The sequence below is a fragment of the Cellvibrio sp. 25HG11W-0 genome, assembly GCF_057815475.1.
Genome location: NZ_CM174230.1, coordinates 891439 through 909965 on the forward strand (window position 1 = coordinate 891439; position 18527 = coordinate 909965).

13 protein-coding genes are annotated in these 18527 nt (G+C 49.3%); 9 read left to right on the forward strand and 4 right to left on the reverse strand.

Features of this window, described 5'->3' with window-relative positions:
* Window positions 1–48 precede the first annotated feature (48 nt).
* The 3 genes from AC0KUT_RS03895 to AC0KUT_RS03905 all read left to right on the forward strand — a co-directional run bounded on the left by AC0KUT_RS03895 (window position 49) and on the right by AC0KUT_RS03905 (window position 2743).
* Complete coding sequence (locus AC0KUT_RS03895; protein WP_488833662.1) at window positions 49–1059, forward strand: cellulose binding domain-containing protein; 1011 nt, start codon at window positions 49–51, stop codon at window positions 1057–1059.
* Window positions 1049–2164, forward strand: a complete 1116-nt coding sequence (locus AC0KUT_RS03900) for a HupE/UreJ family protein (protein ID WP_488833664.1) — start codon at window positions 1049–1051, stop codon at window positions 2162–2164. The genes AC0KUT_RS03895 and AC0KUT_RS03900 overlap by 11 nt, the downstream gene beginning before the upstream one ends.
* Window positions 2165–2359: 195 nt before the next feature.
* The gene (locus AC0KUT_RS03905; RefSeq protein ID WP_488833665.1) at window positions 2360–2743 is read left to right on the forward strand and encodes a winged helix-turn-helix transcriptional regulator; all 384 of its coding nucleotides are present in this window, start codon (window positions 2360–2362) and stop codon (window positions 2741–2743) included.
* Window positions 2744–2824: 81 nt separating this feature from the next.
* Here the strand turns inward: AC0KUT_RS03905 and AC0KUT_RS03910 are convergent, their stop codons facing one another.
* The 3 genes from AC0KUT_RS03910 to AC0KUT_RS03920 all read right to left on the reverse strand — a co-directional run bounded on the left by AC0KUT_RS03910 (window position 2825) and on the right by AC0KUT_RS03920 (window position 8091).
* The gene (locus tag AC0KUT_RS03910) at window positions 2825–3394 is read right to left on the reverse strand and encodes an outer membrane beta-barrel protein (protein WP_488833667.1); all 570 of its coding nucleotides are present in this window, start codon (window positions 3392–3394) and stop codon (window positions 2825–2827) included.
* 241 nt (window positions 3395–3635) lie between these two features.
* Window positions 3636–6521: a TonB-dependent receptor gene (locus AC0KUT_RS03915; protein ID WP_488833668.1), complete on the reverse strand. Its 2886-nt coding sequence runs from the start codon at window positions 6519–6521 to the stop codon at window positions 3636–3638.
* A 340-nt stretch (window positions 6522–6861) separates the two neighbouring features.
* Entirely contained in the window at window positions 6862–8091 is a 1230-nt protein-coding gene (locus AC0KUT_RS03920) for an MFS transporter (protein ID WP_488833669.1), read from the reverse strand.
* Window positions 8092–8371: 280 nt separating this feature from the next.
* Between AC0KUT_RS03920 and AC0KUT_RS03925 the strand changes: the two genes are divergently transcribed.
* From AC0KUT_RS03925 to AC0KUT_RS03945, 5 genes are all read left to right on the forward strand, one after another.
* Window positions 8372–9577, forward strand: a complete 1206-nt coding sequence (locus AC0KUT_RS03925) for an ROK family protein (protein WP_488833670.1) — start codon at window positions 8372–8374, stop codon at window positions 9575–9577.
* Window positions 9578–9593: 16 nt separating this feature from the next.
* Entirely contained in the window at window positions 9594–10556 is a 963-nt protein-coding gene (locus AC0KUT_RS03930) for a hypothetical protein (protein ID WP_488833671.1), read from the forward strand.
* A 271-nt stretch (window positions 10557–10827) separates the two neighbouring features.
* Window positions 10828–13383, forward strand: a complete 2556-nt coding sequence (locus tag AC0KUT_RS03935) for a TonB-dependent receptor domain-containing protein (protein WP_488833672.1) — start codon at window positions 10828–10830, stop codon at window positions 13381–13383.
* A 114-nt stretch (window positions 13384–13497) separates the two neighbouring features.
* On the forward strand, window positions 13498–14430 hold the full coding sequence (locus tag AC0KUT_RS03940; protein ID WP_488833674.1) for an ROK family protein: 933 nt from the start codon (window positions 13498–13500) through the stop codon (window positions 14428–14430).
* A 198-nt stretch (window positions 14431–14628) separates the two neighbouring features.
* Entirely contained in the window at window positions 14629–15117 is a 489-nt protein-coding gene (locus AC0KUT_RS03945; RefSeq protein ID WP_488833675.1) for a hypothetical protein, read from the forward strand.
* Window positions 15118–15213: 96 nt separating this feature from the next.
* Here AC0KUT_RS03945 and traF read toward each other — a convergent pair whose 3' ends face one another.
* The gene (gene traF, locus AC0KUT_RS03950) at window positions 15214–16596 is read right to left on the reverse strand and encodes a conjugal transfer protein TraF (protein WP_488833676.1); all 1383 of its coding nucleotides are present in this window, start codon (window positions 16594–16596) and stop codon (window positions 15214–15216) included.
* Window positions 16597–16954: 358 nt separating this feature from the next.
* On the opposite strand from traF, the gene AC0KUT_RS03955 reads away from it, so the two are divergent.
* Window positions 16955–18526, forward strand: a complete 1572-nt coding sequence (locus tag AC0KUT_RS03955; RefSeq protein ID WP_488833678.1) for an N-acetylmuramoyl-L-alanine amidase — start codon at window positions 16955–16957, stop codon at window positions 18524–18526.
* Window position 18527 lies beyond the last annotated feature (1 nt).

Genomic DNA, 18527 nt, shown 5'->3' on the forward strand with positions numbered 1-18527 from the left:
TCTTGTTAGTGCGTCTACTGTTATATTCATTTTTTAATGGGTCATATTATGAAAGCTTTTTCATTGGTATCTACATTTTTTGTTATGGCTATGTCATCAAGCCTGACGTTGGCTCACGTGAGCAATTCTGACTGGGGTAATAGCGCAATAGGTAATAATGGTTCATTCATGCCTTTGAATCCTACCATTACCTATGGCCCTGCCGATTCGACTCCGATGTATCCTATTGCGCCAAGCGGTGAAAGTTATTCGCCTGTTACACCCGAACGTTTTGCTTTGCATCTGCAAAGCCATGATTATATCGCCATAGTAAATGCGATAATTCCGCCACTTTTTACACCGCCGGTATTGGACTCGGTTGATAAATACGTAATAACACCGAATAAAATGGTGGTTATTAATCCGGGTGGCGAAGAAATAATTCATGTTATGGAAGGTCAGCGACATGGCTTTAATAATATGACCATTTCGATTACAAATACCTTGCCTGGGAACGGTGCGCCATTGCATACACATGTGGGTGAAGAGGCGCATGTCGTACTTAAAGGGTCTATGCGTTACTTTATGAAAGATAAGGTTTTTGTGGTAAATGCGCCTTATATTGTTCATATCCCACCTATGACTCCCCATGCTTTTCAAAATATTGGTACATCTATTGTCAATATCGTAGGCGTCTTTGGTGCAAATTCTTGGGATTATGACATCTTAGATTTCCCTCCTTTCCCAAGTAATTCCAACTCTAATGCAGGAAGCTGTAAGTTCAAGGTACTGAATGAGTGGGGTTCAGGTGCTAATGTTGAAGTGTCTATTACTAATACGACATCTTCCGCTGTGTCGGATTGGCGAGTTAACTGGATTTTTACTGACGGCTCAACACGCGTTAAAAGTGTTTGGAATGGAGCTCTAGTAGGTGAAAATCCCTACGCTGTTTCTAACCTAGCCTGGAATAAAACTATAGCGCCAAATAAAACAGTAAAGTTTGGCATGTCAGTATCGAAAGCGGATCCGTCTAAGCCTGTTCAGGTTCCGTTATTAGAAGGGACTCTTTGTGTTAATTGATTTATTAAGGAGCAGCCTAAGGGGTGCTCCATTTTTTCTAACTGTATTTATTTCACTCAGTGTGAGCGCAAGTGATCGTTTAAGTGATTACTTAAACGGAGATGTTGAGCCTACTGGAGCAATTAGTGCAACCTATGCTTTAGAGTTTGACGCTTTAGCTGAGCGGGTATTACTTGATAAAGATGGTAATGGCAGTATTTCTAAGAATGAATTAAAAAATAATGCGCCAGTGATTGGTGTATATATTAAAACTAGTCTTGCAGCTTCAAGGGCGGGAAAAGCTTGCTCATTCACTATATTGAGTGATTGGTCATTTAAAGAAATTGCAGGCGCTAACTATCTATTGGTGCCTGTTGTGTTTGGTTGTCTACCGGAAGGGGATTTTAAATTAGTTTATGTTGGCGTTGATGAAAGCCATCATGAATTAGAAGTGTTAATCCGAGATCAGGGACGTGTAAACAGCAGTATTCTAAGTTTTTCAAATAACTTTATGGTTTTCAAAACATCCCACCATCAGATGGATGTATTTGTAGATTTCTTAGATAAAGGTTTTTTCCATATTCTTTCCGGATACGATCATATTGTTTTTTTAATTACGTTACTTTTAGGTGCTGTTCTTATTCGTCAAAAAGGATACTGGACGGCTATCCCTAATGTTAGTTCAATATTTCGCGAGGCGTTGTGGATTGTTACTTCATTCACCTTGGCGCACTCACTAACATTGACGGCGAGTATGTTGGGGTGGATATATGCGCCATCGCACTGGGTTGAGGTGGGTATTGCATTAACCGTTGCTGTTGCCGCGATAAATAATATTGCTCCATTTTTGTCCAATTCAAAATTATTAGTTTTTTGTTTTGGCTTGGTTCACGGTATGGGGTTTGCGGGTGCATTATCTGAGCTTGGCCTGGATCATGAGCAAAAATTACTATCACTGTTTTCATTTAATTTGGGTGTGGAGTTTGGTCAGCTATTGATTTTGGGGATCACCTTACCGCTCTTCATTTTTTTAAGGCGTTATGCCTGGTATCCCAAGTTTGTATTAACGGGAGCCTCAGTGGTGATTAGCATGTTAGCGGTGGGGTGGGCAGTGAATCGGCTGTGATGTGTGCATTTGGTTGTCGCTTAAATCATTTTTGTTTGTTTTGTGGCTATTTTTTACCTACATTTATGTGCTTGTTTTTTTTGTTCTTGTTTTCTGTTCTTTCTAATCTAAAGTATGGCATTTAACTCATTTGTCTTTTCTGATAGGTAACATGTCTTTACAATGTAACGACATTTTAAATCTGTGAGTATCAGTATGAAAAAGATTGCCGGATCACCTTGCCTCACTACCTGCCCTGTGCGCGTGACTGCAGATATTTTGGAGCACAAATGGGCAACGCTTATTATTAGAGAGTTGCTTGGCGGGAAAAAGCGCTTTTCAGAACTGATTAAGTCGCTGGGTTCAATTAGTACAAAAATTCTGAGTGAGCGGTTGCGAGAGCTGGAATCCAAACAATTAGTTGTTAAGCGTCTCTACGCGACGGTTCCGCCGACCAGTGAGTATGAACTGTCGGAAATAGGCTATGAACTTGAGGTTGTTATTCGCGCCATGGATCATGTTGGAAAGTTGCTGATGGAAGCCAACGATATGTATCCAGATGATGAAGCGCGTAAAGCCTTAGGTGAGGCTACTGCTTAAGTTGATGCTCGCCCTTGTGTTGTGCCAACTGAACGTGCCAATTGATTATGCAAGAGCGAACATTTTTTTGGTTATGAATGATTAAAATTCATAACCAATATGCAATGTCATAAATCCTACCCACGGATCAACATCATATCCTGCCGCAAGTCGTTCAGATTTTCCTTCTGTGGTTTTTGTATAACCCATACCTACCCAAGGTAGAATATAAAAAGATGAATCAAATGGACGGTATCTGTAGCCGAGACTCGCCATTGCCATGCCGTTTTTAAACTCTGCTGAAACGGTATTTTGGAGTCTGTTTACTTCCATTTTTTGCTCTGAAAGTTGTGCTCCTACCATCCAGCCCGTTAGGTCTGGATTGAAATAGTACTCTGCAAAAAATCCTATTCCTCGTGTGATCTCTACGTTCCAGTTTTTATCTTTGTTGGCTTTGTTGATGTCTACAAGAAGGTCAGGCATCTCTAATGAATAGGTTCCTATTCCTAAGCGCCAGTTGGGCATTGCAGTATTTGAAAATTTTAAGTGCAATGAGTCCCCACTCATCAAAAATGTTGCAGGATCAGTCTCTATATAGAATTTTGTTTCTGCAAAACTATTTGCAGAAAAAGAAAGTAAACCTAATAGTGGTATGAGAGAAATATTTTTCAATTTTGTTGCTCCTTGGCTTATAAAAAACCGAGTATAGGGTAATTGACTTGCCTTAAGAAGTAGTTACATTTTAGTAACTAGTCAATAAACCTAATTATGCCAACTGTGTTGTTATAAAGATTATTTTATTTTTTGCGATATAAATTAGCTGTCGCTTCTGATGTTTTTTAATAAATTTAAAAAATAAAAAAACGCTCCGCACATTTCTGTGCGAAGCGTTATTTAGGTTGTCGTTTTGTAATTAAAAAACCGACTTAACAATAAATGAAATGCGACGATCATTTACGAAATAATTTCGATTGAGTTTGTCGTCATTGCCATTTACTTGCACTTTGGTCCAAGTTACTTCGTTAAATAGATTCGCGCCTTCAAAGCCCATTTTTAGGTAGTCGGTAACCGCGTACATAAATGAGGCGTCAACTTGCCCCATCGCTTGGCTGTAAACGGGCAATTTAGTGATGACATCGCGCGTTGTAAGCAAATACTCTGAGCGCCAGTTGTAAGCGATACGCGCGGATACGGCACCTTTTTCGTACATAGCTACAAGATTGTAGGTGGTATCCGAAAGGCCTTGTAGTGGGAGGTTTGAGAACTCGCCTACAGGCAACAAGTTCGCTTCGCCGCGAGGTGGTGTTGATGAGTCTAAGTTGCTGTTAGTCGCATCATTTGATTGGTCTAGGAGTGTGAGGTTAGCTTGTAAGCCTAGGCCGTCAAAAGGTGCAGGTAGTTTGTCAAAAAACTGGCTGTAGGCTAGTTCAATACCAGACACTTCAGCATTGCCGTTGTTGATGGGTTTTTCTACCCAGACATTGCGCGTTACACCTGCATGAGTGAACTCAGTTAACTCTGTGCCACTGGCTATGAGGTTGCTGAGATCTTTGTAAAATAGACCTGCGCTTACTGAACCAACTTCTGCAAAGTACCACTCTACAGATAGGTCTAAATTAGTCGCTTCAGTTGGCTCTAATTGGGTGTTGCCGGCATAGGCGCGATACTCAAAGCCGGTTTGATTGTTTTCGACTTTTTGTACTGCATACAGCGTGGTGTAGTTGCGCATGTTGCCCATGTCCGCAAAGCTGATTGCTTTGGATGCGGAGAAGCGGCCGATGAGTTCAGGTGTGAACTGATAGTTGATATTCAGGCTGGGCAAGGCTGCAGTAACTGAATTGTCCAGTGCATTGCTGGCTTCGTCTTTACCGGAGCTAAAGGCGCGATCGTCTGCTGACATTCCAGCCAATGCAGTTGCGTAGAGAGTTCCGCCGCTGTTCGCTTTTGTATTAACTTCGACTAAGCGAACGCCAATGTTGCCTGTTAGGTTTTCATTGCTGCTGGCAAAATTTAGCTTGCCGTAAATGGCAGTATTTTGCTCGGTTGTATCATTGATTTCACTGGGTAGGTAAGGACTGCTGCCGTCGCCTCGTGCTGCGGCGTTGATGAAACCGAAGGTGTCTGTAGCGGCTAAAAAGCTGTTGTAATTGGCGACTAAAGATTCACTCGGCACTAAAATTTTCCCGCCAGTAACTACCTCGTTATTACCGCCAAAGAAGGAGTCAAATACAAATGCTTCTGATGCGGGCGCATCGTATTGGCTGCTAGGGTTGGTAGTGGTTGTTTTTCCATTGAAGTAGAAAAAGCTACCACCTTTGTAGTTTGATGACTCACCCCAGTTGTATTTCGACCAGCGTGTAATCTGCTCGCGCTTGGCAACGCGCAAACCGGTTTCTACTGAGCTCAATAAGCCCGCGTTAAGTTCGTATTTTAGATCTAACTTTAGGGCCATCTCATCGCCATCGCTGTCTTCGAGATGATCCATTGCTGAGCGGTAAAAATAGTTTGCAGGGTCGGCAAAATACTCGGCGCCAGTTTGGGTGCTGGTGGTAGGCGCTAACATGACCACATCAGGTGTGTCGGAACTCATATCAATGTAGGTCGAGGCCTTTACGCCGCCGAAAATCGATAGGTCAACAACTTTGGTTGAGCCTTTGGTGTATTGCGCATCGGCGGTGATGCTGAGTTCATCGCTGGGTGTGTATGCAAGATTTATTGAGAAATCTTCTACCAAAGAGTTCTTGTCGTTGCGGCGAGTTGATACCAAGTAGGGGTCTACATTGTTGAGTGTACCGCTGATAAATGATAGGTCGTTATAGACTGAGTCGCTGGATGGTGTACCCGCATAGCTGTATTCATCCATTACATGCTCATTCCATACCAGCGAGGCGTCAGAGCGCACATACTCGATAGTCGATGCCCAAGTCCCTTCTAAGTCTTGCCACTGACCAACGAGTGATGCGCCTTTGCGGTCGCGCTCTTGTGTAGTCGTGCGAAGGGCGGCGTTGTGCGGCACCCAGCGCTCACCCGTTCCTGCTATGTCGGTGAGCGTGTGTACGCCAATGCCATAGCCATCTGTCTGTGTGGTTAATTTTGAGTCTGAGAGACTGATTAAAAATCCAAATTCCCCTGAATTGGTTTCCCATGTGTCGCTGTAAAGGCCTGAAATACTAGGCTCTGTTTCTTCCGATAAGTCGGCATAGTCAGCTGCTGCAGTAAAGGCAACTATCCGATTTTTTGAATCAAAAGGTTTGCGTGTTACTAAGTTTACGGTACCTGCGATGCCCCCTTCGATCATGTCAGCTGTTTGGTTTTTGAATACTTCAACCTTGCTCATGAGTTCTGGTGGTACATCTTGGAAGCTTAGGCCTCTGCCGCTATTGGCGGAGAAGCTGTCACGCCCATTAAATTCACTGCGAGTTTGGCTCAGGCCGCGCAGGGTAATGGCGCTACCTTCAATGGAGAAGTGATCGGGGTCGCCAGCGGCGGCATAGCGCTCAATGGATATACCGGGAACGCGTTGCAGAGATTCGAGTACGCTTTTATCAGGTAGTGAGCCTATGTCTGATGCGGAGATAGCATCCATTACTGTGTCGGCAGAGCGCTTCATGTCTTGGGCATTTAATAGGCTTGCGCGTGTTCCCTGGACCACGACTTCTTCTACCATGTCGCTTGACTTAGGATTATTGGCAGCAAACGCAGGCGTCATTGCTGTCATGATCACAAGGGTAAGTAAGGATTTTTTATGGTGTGGCTTGCTTAATAAACTACCTGCTTGTGTGTTTTTAATCTGGTTCATAAATAAAAACTCTTAAATGGGTGATATTTCTAGTTTCGAATAGGCTAGCTATTCGTATATCGTCATTTGTGTCGTTAGGACCCATTCGTCTTTTTTATGTCACTCAATGTAGCAGTTGGGCGTGTCAAATTGAAGGTTTGAGTATTAAAGAGTCAATAAATGTTCGCCTTTTGAGACCTGCTTAGGAGGTGAGGGAGGGGCTCGCTCCGGCGCTATATTGTCTGAGTGGTGATTGTGTGAATGTTGGATTGGTGGCGACTGCCAATTGATAGGCAGTCTTATGGCAAGTGCAAGGTATAAGCGTTGTATAGACGTTTGAGGAGGCTGTTTTATTGCAGTGTTATTGATTATCCAGATCCGCCAAGCGCTGCGCGGCAGGGTGTGCCCAGTAGTTGTACAGCATCGCCAGCATGAGCAGCGCCGCAAAACCGGTCGCCAGGTAAAAGCCGTAGCGCACATGGCCCAGCCAGTCGCCCACCAACCCCATCAGCAATGGGCCTAGGGCGGCAGCTATCGCAGTGAAGAATAAAATAACTCCCGCCACAGTACCGTGTTCATGTTTCGCAAAACAACTTATGCCTTTGGAGTTGAGGGTAGGGTAGATCATTGACATAAACAGGCCTGACGCGGGCAGCAAATAGATTGCAGCATCAACACCCCAAATGGCGCTACCAAGAAAGCAGAGAAAAATAGCAGCGCTGAAGCAGAGCATGACGCTGGTCCAATCATAGCGCTGTAATACCCAGCTGCCTAAAAACCGGCCGCCCGCACGCAATATAAAAAAGATCGAAAGTGCGTAGGCCGAAAGCCAGACATAGCTGCCTTGATAGTCTTGTAAATAGCTTGGCATCCACACGTAAATCGCCACCTCAGTGGCAACATAGAGCGCGATTGTTAGCGAGAAGCCCAGGGCATAGGGGTTTTTAAGCATGGCAAGGCTGCGCCCGAGGCTGGCTTTTTCTGTGGGTGCAGTTTTCAGCGTTTGTGGGTATTCAACTTGGCTGGCAAGGGCGATGAGAATCAAGCTGAGGCTACCGGCGATTATGTATAAATAGGTCCAAGATACATTTTGCGCGAGTAAGTAGGTGACTATGGCGGGGCCGATAATGGCGCCAAGGCCAAAAAAGCCCTCGACCGTATTCATGGTGCCGGTGTGCTCGCGGGTGTTGGTCGATATGTCGCCAATCAATGCTAGTGCACCTGTTTTAAAAATGCCGATGGCGCAGCCGGATACCAGCAGTAAGCAGACAAAAAAGCCAAAGGTGTCGCCTTGAGAAAACAGAAAGCACGCCAGTGCAAAAAGCCCTAAGCCCAGCATGATGGTGCGCTTGCGCCCAATCCTGTCGGCGAGAAAACCGAGCGCTATGCCGCTGAAAGCTATGGCGAGCATGGGCGCATAGTGAAAGGCGCTGGCTTGGGTCAGGTTCAGGTCATAAAGCTTGATAAGCTCTGGAATAATCACGCCGACGGCATCCGTCGTGAGCGCAAACAGGGTGAACATAAAAAACGTCAACCAGCGAATGAGCTTTAGGTTGTGGGCGCCAACGGGTTGTTGAGGGCTATTGGGCATAAACGTCTCCGTGATTATTCTGTGGCGCAGGGATTATTATGGCGCGGTAAACTTCTGTTTGCGGGCTTTAGCCCGTTACTTGCGCTAAAAACTGCTTGACTTAATTAATCACAGTGGTTTAATTAAGTCAAGCTTATCTGTGCATAATATAAGTGCGGCAAGTTGCTCCCGTGGATTCCCGACGGTGACAGAAACTTATCGTAAGGCGCGCAGGGGTGGGTGTAAGTATTTGCCCAAGGTGTTTGGTTGCCCAACTATGGACATAATAGAGTGAAGACCTATGAGTAAAGGCAGTAATTCGAGCGGTTTGCGCCGCTACAACGAGCGGGTATTGATTGATTTTTTGCGCCGTTTGGGTCAGGCCTCTAAGTTGGAGTTGGCGCGTTTAGCGCAGCTCACCCCACAAGCGGTAACGCGAATTGTGGATGATTTGGAGGCGGCGGGGCTGGTGCAGCAAATGGGTAAGGTGCAGCGCGGTCTAGGCCAGCCCTCGACTATGTACGCGATCAATCCTGAAGGTGCCTATTCGATTGGTGCCAATGTAGGGCGCAGCGATGTGCAGTTATTGCTCATGGATTTTGGCGGTACCGTTATTGGGAAAGTCGCCCATGAGTTCACCGTGCCTGAGCCAGATTTTTTACTCGATAAAATCGAACAGGGCATTGATTATTTGCGCGCTTCTCTGTCGCTAGAACAGCGTTCGCGGCTGCTCGGCGTGGGTTTGGCTATGCCTTGGTTTATGGGTGCTTGGACGCGCGAACTCAACATGAGTGACGCCTTGGCCGAGCGCTGGAATAGCATTCGCTTTGAAGAACTATTAGCGCAGCGCACCGACTTGCCCATAGCCTTAGAAAATGACTGCTCTGCCGCGGCGATTGCCGAGCTGCAATTTGGACAGGGCAAGAGCATCAACAACTTCCTCTATATTTTTGTGGGCACCTTTGTGGGTGGCGGCGTGGTGCTCCACGGGCAGCTAGAGCGGGGTGTGCACGGCAATGCCGGTGCGCTTGCGTCCATGCCCGTTAGCCCTTCGCAATTGAGTTCTGCGCCCGCGTTGAGTGGCAGTTTTACGACGCTTGCCGACCGCGCTTCGATTTATGTGTTGCGCCGTCATCTCAATGCCAATGGTTTTGCGATTACCAATATCTCGCAATTGCCTGAGCTGCTGCCGGCAGCTCAGGCATGGGTGGATGAATGGATTGCTGATTGCGCCTATGCACTCAGCATGGCGATTTTTTCGGCCACAGGTGTGCTCGATTTGGAAGCTGTGGTTATCGATGGCAACCTGCCTGCGGCCGTGCGCAAGCAGCTAGTGAATGCGGTGGCGCTCAGCGTTGCCGCCCTGCCGCCCAATGGGGTATTTGTACCGGAGATTCTACCCGGCAAAATTGGCGTAGATGCGCGCGCAATGGGCGGCGCCATACTGCCGTTCTACACCCACTTTTCACCCGACAAGGCCGTCATGCTCACCGGCGGCGATCAATAAATAAAGAGGTAAGACTATGCTGCAACTTCAGGATAAATGGGTGTGGGATTTTTGGCTGGCGCGCGACGGTGCCGACTACCACATGTTTTTTCTGCAGGCGAATAAGTCCCTAGGTGACCCCGATTTACGCCACTGGAATGTGTCCGTCGGTCATGCGGTGTCACAGGATTTGCGCAGCTGGCAAATCTTGCCCGACGCCCTGGCGCCCAGTGTTGGCAATGATGAGGCGCCGGACTCCTACACCACCTGGACGGGCTGTGTTGTCCGCCATCAAGACGAATGGATCATGTATTACACCGGTACCATGCGCGCCGAAAAAGGTTTGGTGCAGCGGGTTTGCAAAGCCACATCCAAAGATTTAATACAGTGGGAGAAGAGCGCCCATAACCCCCATGTGGAGCTGGACTCGCGCTGGTATGACGGGCTCAAACTGGCCTACTGGCACGACGCCTCTTGGCGTGACCCCTGGGTATTTAAAGACCCCGCGCTGGATCTCTACCACATGCTGGTCACCTGCCGCACCAATGCTGGCGCACCTGACGGGCGCGGCGCTATTGGCCATGCCACGTCGCGCAACCTCCTCGATTGGGATGTGCAAAAGCCCTTCTTGGCGCCGGGCTGGTTTGGTGAAATGGAGGTGCCGCAGGTTGAGTACATTGGCGGGCGCTACTATCTCTTCTGCTCGGTATCGACGCGTTTCCATTCAGCCGCACGTTTAGCTGACCCTCAATGCGAGGCGCAAACCGGTTTAACCTATTTTGTTGCCGACACCATGTTCGGCCCTTGGGAGACGCTGGGTAATGGCTTTGTTGCAGGGCATGCGGGCGCTGGGCTCTACGCCAGCCGCGTGGTGCAGGGGCCGGATGACCATTGGTATCTGCTGGGCTTTCTCAATACCGATGCGCAAGGGCAATTCATCGGCAGCATTAGCGACCCTATACGGCTGATGCAGGCTGCAGATGGCAGTTTGTCGCTCTAAGCTTGTGGTTGAAGACGATGAGAAGAGGGGCTTGCCCCTCTTTTTTTGGCTTTAAAATAGGCAATTTCAGTTTGAATCGCCTATGGTTCTAATGGGCCATATCGAGGTTTTTCTAGCCGGTCTTGTCAAAAAAACGCTTTTTATACCTAAAGGATTTAAATGTGATGCGATTTTCTCTTGCTCTTATTAATTCACAGTGCTTTAATTAGTGCCAGTCAAGACGCAATACTTGATCGCAGAACTCATAACAGCAATAACCCGGAGAGACACGATGCGTATAACTTCCAAGCAACTATTGAAAGCTCCCTTAGCGCTGGCGATTGCCGGTTTTAGCTATTGGGCTGCACCCAGCTTCGCGAACGAGGCCGGTGCGGCTGAAGAGATGATTGTTACCGGTGTGGTCGGTAAGCAAGTCAATAAAATCAACGCCAGTATTTCAGTGAGTGCCATGCCCTCCGCAGAAGTGGAAAAGGTCGCCCCGCGCTCCATTGGCGAAGTATTTCGCGCCTTGCCAGGTATTCGCGCTGAATCCTCCGGCGGTGGCGGCAATGCCAATATCACCATTCGCGGTATTCCGCTGGCGACGGGGGGTTCTAAATACATGCAGATTCACGAAGATGGTTTGCCAGTATTGGAATACGGCGATATTAATTTCGGCAATGCGGATAACTTTGTGCGCTTTGACGCTACGGTCAATCGGATTGAATCGGTGCGCGGCGGTTCGGCGTCTACTCTCGCCAGTAACTCCCCCGGCGGTATTATCAATATTTTGAGTAAAACCGGGCGCGAAGAGGGCGGTAGTTTTGGTGTTTCTACCGGGGTTGATTACAACGAGTTCCGCACTGATTTTGAATACGGCGGCTCGCTGACTGACAGTATTTATTACCATGTCGGCGGTTTTTATCGCAATGGCGAAGGCGTGCGCGAAACCGGTTTTAATGGCGATGACGGCGGTCAGATTAAATTCAATCTCACCAAAGAATTGGATAATGGTTTCTTTCGTGTTTATGTCAAAAACCTCGATGACAAAATGACCACCTATTTGCCAGCGCCGGTGCGCGTTAACGGCGGCGGCTCCTATGGTGCTGTTGAGGGTTTTGATGCGAGTAAAGATGGCCTGCAAAGTGCGGCCTCGGCTAATATCACCACCTTTGATGCCTATGGCACGCCTCATGAACGCTCTGTCAGCGACGGTATAGTGTCTAAGGTGCGCGCCTATGGTTTTGAATTTGATCAAGAATTGGCGGATGGCGTGTTCATCAACAATAAATTCCGCACCTCTAGTGTGAGCGGCGGGTTTATTTCCCCCTTTACTGATGGCTTTGCCGGTGGCACAAACACTATCGCGGCCAAGGGCGCAGCACTTTGCGATGGCGCGAGCGTGGGTGGCGTAAGCCTTAATTGCAGTGGCGGCGTCACTGCAATGGTTAATGGCACGGCTGCTAATCCGAATCAACTAGCGTTTACCAACTTACAGTTTGATACCAAATTTGAAGACTTGGGTTTAACAGTTAACGACTTGCGTCTGTCTAAACAGTTTGATGCTGTGACCGTCACCGGCGGTTATTACTTCTCGCAGCAAAGCATAGATACCGCCTGGGAAAGCTGGCATGCGCGCATGCAAACCTTGAGCGGTGGCGAGAATATTAATTACGTTGCCAATGGTGCGGGCATAGATGCCAATGGCAACACGGTTGATGTGGTACTTGCCGACAATGGCGCGCTCTCGCAGAGTTTCCTCGCGTGGGATTGGGATTTGGAGTACACCACCAGCGCACCCTATATCAATGTCGCGATGGACGTGAATGATCGGTTCTCGTTTGATGTGAGCGCCCGTTATGACCAAGTGCAGGCACGCGGTCAGCGTATGGACGGTTGCTGTGGTGGCAATGTGTCTAGCGACCTTAATGGCGATGGCAATATAGGTAGTTTCAGCGTGGCAAATGGGGTGATCACCCGTTTGGATTCGGATGCCTTAATGGAAAATGCCAAGGCCACGTCAGCCGGATTTATTAACGGCGGTGTGCGTGCTTTGAATGAGCAAAATGCAGCGGTACAGCGCGTTAACTACGATGCAAATAACACCTCCTATTCTGTGGGCGGTACTTTCTTGTTGAATGATGACTCTTCAGTGTTTGCGCGTTACAGCGATGGTGGCCGCGCAGTGGCGGATCGCTTAACTCAAGTGGCCGGTTCACTCAATGCCGACGGCAGCCTAAGCTCAACCACCGATGGTTATGACAATGTTACTCAGGTAGAAGTGGGCTACAAACTGCTGGCGAGCGATTGGTCATTCTTTGCCACGCTGTTCAATACCGTGACCGAAGAAACCAATGCGGAAGTGACCTCGGGCGAAACCTTCATTCGTGAATACGAAGCGACGGGTATCGAGTTTGAAGGTAAGTACACCATCAACGATTACTTCTCGCTGCGCGGTAATGCAACCTGGTCGAAGGCGGAAATCACCGCCGATCAAGTAAATGCCAGCGTGATTGGCAATACGCCGCGTCGTCAAGCAGACTTGATTTGGACTATCTCCCCTGAGTTTCAGCGCGATCGTTTAACCCTGGGTGTTGCACTGCAAGGTTCTACTGATTTTTATCTGCAGGATAACAACGACCTCAAGCAAAAAGGTTACAACCTGATCAACCTTTACAGCAGCTGGGAAATCAGCGATCAATTGGTCGCTAATCTGAATGTGAATAATCTCACTGATGAATTTGTGATTACTGAATCAGAAGAGGGTAGTGCGGTAGTAGGCAGCATGATTCGCGCTCGTCCGGTGAGTGGTCGTTCTATGTCGGTAGGCCTGCGTTATAGTTTCTAGCAGTTTGCCGCATACGCTTGGGGTTACCCCAAGTCTATGCGGCTTTTTTTTGCTTTTTTTTTGCTTTTTTGTTATCGAAAGCCGTCAATGGCGGCATGAGTAAAAGGTAGTCCTATGTCGAAAATATCCCCCACTGCACCGCTCCTAGCGGTTATAGAAGCCGGTGGCACCAAGTTTAATTGCGAGCTGGTCACAGGTGCAGGAACGGTGTTGGAGCAGGCAGTGATTTCGACGCAGGCACCCAACATCACGCTGGCGCAGGTCAGCGATTTTTTTAACGCCGCCAGTGCGCGTCATGGTGCTTTTGCTGCCATGGGTATTGGCAGCTTTGGGCCGGTGGAGTTAAATCCTGCGGCGGCTAATTATGGTTGCATCACTCACACACCTAAAGCGGGTTGGCGCGATACGCCCATAGTGGATTTTTTTACACGCGAGTTTGGTGTGCCCATCGGTTTTGAAACCGACGTGAACGCCGCGCTTTTAGGAGAGTTGGCTGAAGGTGCCGCGCAAGGTTGTCAGCATGCAATCTATATCACTTTTGGTACAGGTATTGGTGCGGGCATTTATGTTGATGGAAAACTACTACAGGGGCGCGCGCACCCGGAAGTCGGGCATTTACTCATCCCTCCCTTGGCTCAGGATAGTTTTGCGGGTTGCTGCCCGTTTCACGGCAACTGCGCGGAGGGTTTAGCGTCGGGGACTGCATTAACCCAGCGCTGGCAACAGGTGCCCAGTAAACTGCCTGCCGATCATTGCGCTTGGCTAATGCAGGCTTATTATGCGGCGGCACTTTGCGTTAATTTAACCCAGTGTTTTGCACCGGAAAAGATTGTCTTAGGCGGGGGCGTGATGCAGCAACCGCGCCTGCTGGGCATGATTCAGCAACAATTTTTGGAGCTGCTACAGGGCTATGGGCCAGCGGCTGTGCTTGACAATGTACAAGACTTTATCGTTGCCACCAGCCTTCATGGCCGCGCGGGTGTGTTAGGTGCCCGCCTGCTAGCGGCCTCTGCATTAAATACGGTAACGCCAGCGGTTAATACATAAGCCCTTAGGTTAACTTTCTTTCTGTGGCCGGTGATATTTGCTCTTTGGTGTTTGTCATGTCGTTTTTAAGCGCGACCTAGTGCGCGGCATCATCATGTTAAAAGTTATGTTAATAGTCGCCAGTTTTTTAGTGAGTCGCGCCATACTTGCGTCCAATGTGGCTTTTTAGCCTTGGCTTCGCCTACCGTGAGACTACTTATGTCGACTGATTTTCAAATACTGAGTCACGCTATTGCTGCTGAGGTAGCGCGGTTGCTGCCTGAATACCTTCTGGTTCCTGAAGACTTTGCGATAGCGCGCGGCAACTGTGCGCTGGCGATGATGAATGCGGCGGGCGACTCGGCAGGGCGTCTCTTTGGCGACTATGCCCCGCGCCAGCGTGAAACAGCGCAGATAGTGTGGAAGAAAGCTCATCAAGTATGGCTCACCGGTTATGCCACCGGCACCTATGAAACCCTCGCCTACAGCGGCCAAGTTGACGAAGAGTCTATTGGCTTGCAGCGCCCAGAATATATTGGTTGGTTGGGCGGTGTGGAAGCCCAAACCGCCAGTGGTGAGCGTTTGGTGTTGGCGTTTAGTGGTATGCGCGGCGAGCAAGATGTCGCGATTTTGCAGCAAGCTGCCGCGAATTTGGGCAGCTTTAAACTGGTGTACAGCTGGCGTGAAAATGCGGTCGATGGGGTATAGGCAAATTGATTGCCTAAGCGCCTACGTTTTAAAAGTGCGAGTAGGCGCGCCTTTGTTCACTTTCACTTTTGTTCCTTTCAGCGCAAATCCCAAGCGCTAAAATGTCCAACCTAATTGCAGCCCGCCCGCTTTCACTTCACTACCGCTGGCGTAGGCGATATCCACCACCATGCGCCGCCATTGATAGCCGATACCAAAGGAGCTAATGGCACCGCTATTGCCGACTTGATCTTGGCGATAGCCAGCGCGCAATGCCAAGCCTCTCAATATTGTGTATTCAGCGCCAAAACTTAGCTCTTGGGTTTCAGCTTCGTTCGCCATGGGCGCGGCGGCACTGAGGTCGTAGTCCAGCCCGAGGCTAAAGCCCTCGCGCACATAGGCTAGGCCCATGCGTGAGCGCGAGCTGAGCTTTAGGCTGAGATCGGGGGGCGCTATGCCGGTGATGGGGTCCGGCTCTTGGTGAGTGGTGAAGGTTTTGGCAAAGGCGTCCTTGAGCGAAAAGCTAATGCGGTAGTGCTCGGCAATGGTTGCGGCTATGCCGAGGTCGGCGTTAAAGCTGTAGTGGGTTTGCTGTGAGTCTTCAAATTCATTGATGCCGGCATCGACGGAATCGATGGAACTGTTGAAATCGGCCGTATCGCGAAACGCATCGACACGCATGAGTTTGGGGGTGACGCCAAAGGAGATGCCTTGACCCCAAAAGGTCCATTCTTTGGCCATGGCCATGCCCCATTCGCTGATGACGAGGGCGCTGATATCGGCATTGGAGTTTAGTTGGTCGGTAGGGTCTATCAATTGTCCCGCGCTGTTGATTAAGCCTGGATACTGGGTGCTCACTTGCGCTAAGTCGCCGCTGGCAACATAGCTGTCCATTGCACTAATGTAGGTATCGAGAAGCGCGTGATCTTCAGCGCTGACATTGGCGCGCCCCGCACCTATAAGACGTACCCCAACATAAAAGGCACCGCCTTCACGCTGGCTGGGCTCACTGATATTGAAGCCGATAAAACTATCGACGCGCAGATCTTGGTTGGCAATGTCATCAAGAATATCGCGCAGGTCTTTGGATGTGTTGGATACCGATCCCGCCGCCGCGGTGCTGTTGGTGATATTGAACTCATTCACGGCGCTGCTGAGCTGCAAGTCGAGCTCATCGTCAATGGCGTTTATGGCAGATTCTGACGCACTAGAAATTTGTCCCACAATATTGGGTACGTAGACGCGGCCATCCCGTGAATCCTCCTCTTCTCCATCGTGAAAAGAGAGCAGGGCGGGGTTGTAAAAGGCCGCCTGAGCGGGCGTGCCCACCGCTGCAGCTGCGCCGCCCATGGCAAGGCCGCGCGAATCGTAAATGCCGTAGCTAATCGCCTGTGCCGGTACACTTAAAGCAGTGCCGAGCAATAGGCCATTGATGGCGAGGCTCAAGTGATGGGCAAAAAAGCGAGGGCGTTTAGGGTGCTGTAAGGTGGAAGCCGGCATGCAGAGATCCAAAGTAGGGATTAAGAACAGGGGTGAGTCGTTTATAGCGGTGAATCATGACACCATTGAGCTTGGCATAAGTTTGGCAGTTTCACAGTTTCGGACGCAATAAACACATTAATCGAACTAGCTTTGGTCTGTGTTCAGGCGGCTGATGCTATAGATTGCCCCCTGCGGCTCCGATGTCGCCTCTTGTTTCATAGTATATAGCCCTGCTGGATGGCCCTAAGGTGGCAATTGTGGTGGAGTGAAAAGCGCCCTTTAAGGTAGAGTGCGTACTTAATCTGGAAATATGTGACCTTTGTCTACAATAAATAACAGCGCTAAGCCGTTTGCAACCATGTTACTGAGTTTGACTATGCAATTAACCCGCATGTTTTCTGTGCTATTAAGTTTGGCCCTGCTGCTGAGTATTGAGTTACTTGGCGCAGCCACGGCGCAGGCGACTACGGTCAATGGTGTGCGGGTTTGGCGCGCGCCTGATCACACGCGCATAGTGCTGGACTTGGATGGCCCTGTGCAGCACAGCCTCATCCAAATCGCCAGCCCAGAGCGCATAGTGCTCGACATCAAAAATGCCAGCTTGAACCCCGCGTTGCTCAATAGCTTGCCACTGGCGGATACGCCCATTAGTGCGCTGCGACACGCAGTGCAAAACGGCAATGATTTTCGCTTAGTGTTGGATTTAAAAACCCGCGTATCGCCCAATAGCTTTGCGCTTAAAGCGGGCAATGGCATACATGATCGTTTGGTGTTGGATCTTTATGATGAGGTGCCCGCCGCTGCGTCTAACTCTAATAACACTGCGAATACGACCGTTACGGATTCCAAGCCCCAGCCATCTACCCGCTTAGCGGCTGCGCCTAGCGTCGCTACCGCTCAGCCGTTAACTGGCGCGCAGGTTGCGGCAAACACCACTGCCGTCATAGCGCAAACGGGTGGTGCAATTGCGGCTAATAATACTGGGGCGAAAATGGAGCCCATGGCTAACGCGCGCGCGACGACGCCGACGCAATCGGCATCTGATTATGCCGGAAAGCGCACCATTGTTATCGCGGTAGATGCGGGTCACGGTGGTGAAGACCCTGGTGCCATGGGGCCTAATCGTCTGCGTGAAAAAGAAGTGACGCTCGCCATCGCCAAAGACTTAATCGCTGCGATCAATGCGCAGCCCGGTTTTAGTGGCAAGCTTACCCGCAGTGGCGATTATTTTATTCCCTTGAAAAAGCGCCGCGATATTGCGCGTGCCATGAAAGCTGATTTGTTTATCTCTATTCACGCAGATGCGTTTACCAAACCCAGCGCGCGCGGGGCCTCGGTTTTTGCACTCTCGCGCAATGGTGCCACCTCCGAGACCGCGCGCTTTTTGGCGCAGCGCGAAAATGAATCCGATTTAATTGGCGGTGTGGGTAGTATTAGCCTCGACGATAAAGATCAGGTATTGGCAGGTGTGTTGGTCGATCTCTCCATGACCGCCACGCTCAACTCCAGCTTGCAAGTCGCCAGCCACGTACTGGGTTCCATTAGCGGCGTGGCGACACTGCATAAACGTCATGTGGAGCAGGCCGGCTTTATGGTGCTTAAGTCGCCGGACGTGCCTTCTATCTTGGTAGAAACGGGGTTTATCTCTAACCCTGATGAGTCGCGCAAACTCGCCACGCCTGCCTATCGTCGGCAAATGGCCCAGTCCGTGTTTCAGGGTGTGCGCCAATACTTTGTGCAGCACCCGCCGGCAGGCACTTTCTTTGCGGCGCAGGTCGCATCGGGCACCATTAAAAATCTGGTGCGCGAGCATCGCGTCTCCTCTGGTGATACCCTATCGGCTATTGCCAGCCGCTATGGCGTAAGCGTTGTCCAGCTGCAGCGCCACAATGGAATGAGTAACTCAGTGGTGAAAGTCGGCCAAACCATCAAAATTCCTGCTTCCTAAT

Coding starts and splice junctions, on each gene's coding strand:
- AC0KUT_RS03925 (WP_488833670.1), top strand. CDS start 8,372: ATGAGTAAAGGCAGTAATTCGAGCGGTTTGCGCCGCTACAACGAGCGG.
- AC0KUT_RS03915 (WP_488833668.1), bottom strand. CDS start 6,521: ATGAACCAGATTAAAAACACACAAGCAGGTAGTTTATTAAGCAAGCCA.
- AC0KUT_RS03940 (WP_488833674.1), top strand. CDS start 13,498: ATGTCGAAAATATCCCCCACTGCACCGCTCCTAGCGGTTATAGAAGCC.
- AC0KUT_RS03930 (WP_488833671.1), top strand. CDS start 9,594: ATGCTGCAACTTCAGGATAAATGGGTGTGGGATTTTTGGCTGGCGCGC.
- AC0KUT_RS03935 (WP_488833672.1), top strand. CDS start 10,828: ATGCGTATAACTTCCAAGCAACTATTGAAAGCTCCCTTAGCGCTGGCG.
- traF (WP_488833676.1), bottom strand. CDS start 16,596: ATGCCGGCTTCCACCTTACAGCACCCTAAACGCCCTCGCTTTTTTGCC.
- AC0KUT_RS03905 (WP_488833665.1), top strand. CDS start 2,360: ATGAAAAAGATTGCCGGATCACCTTGCCTCACTACCTGCCCTGTGCGC.
- AC0KUT_RS03955 (WP_488833678.1), top strand. CDS start 16,955: ATGCAATTAACCCGCATGTTTTCTGTGCTATTAAGTTTGGCCCTGCTG.
- AC0KUT_RS03895 (WP_488833662.1), top strand. CDS start 49: ATGAAAGCTTTTTCATTGGTATCTACATTTTTTGTTATGGCTATGTCA.
- AC0KUT_RS03920 (WP_488833669.1), bottom strand. CDS start 8,091: ATGCCCAATAGCCCTCAACAACCCGTTGGCGCCCACAACCTAAAGCTC.
- AC0KUT_RS03945 (WP_488833675.1), top strand. CDS start 14,629: ATGTCGACTGATTTTCAAATACTGAGTCACGCTATTGCTGCTGAGGTA.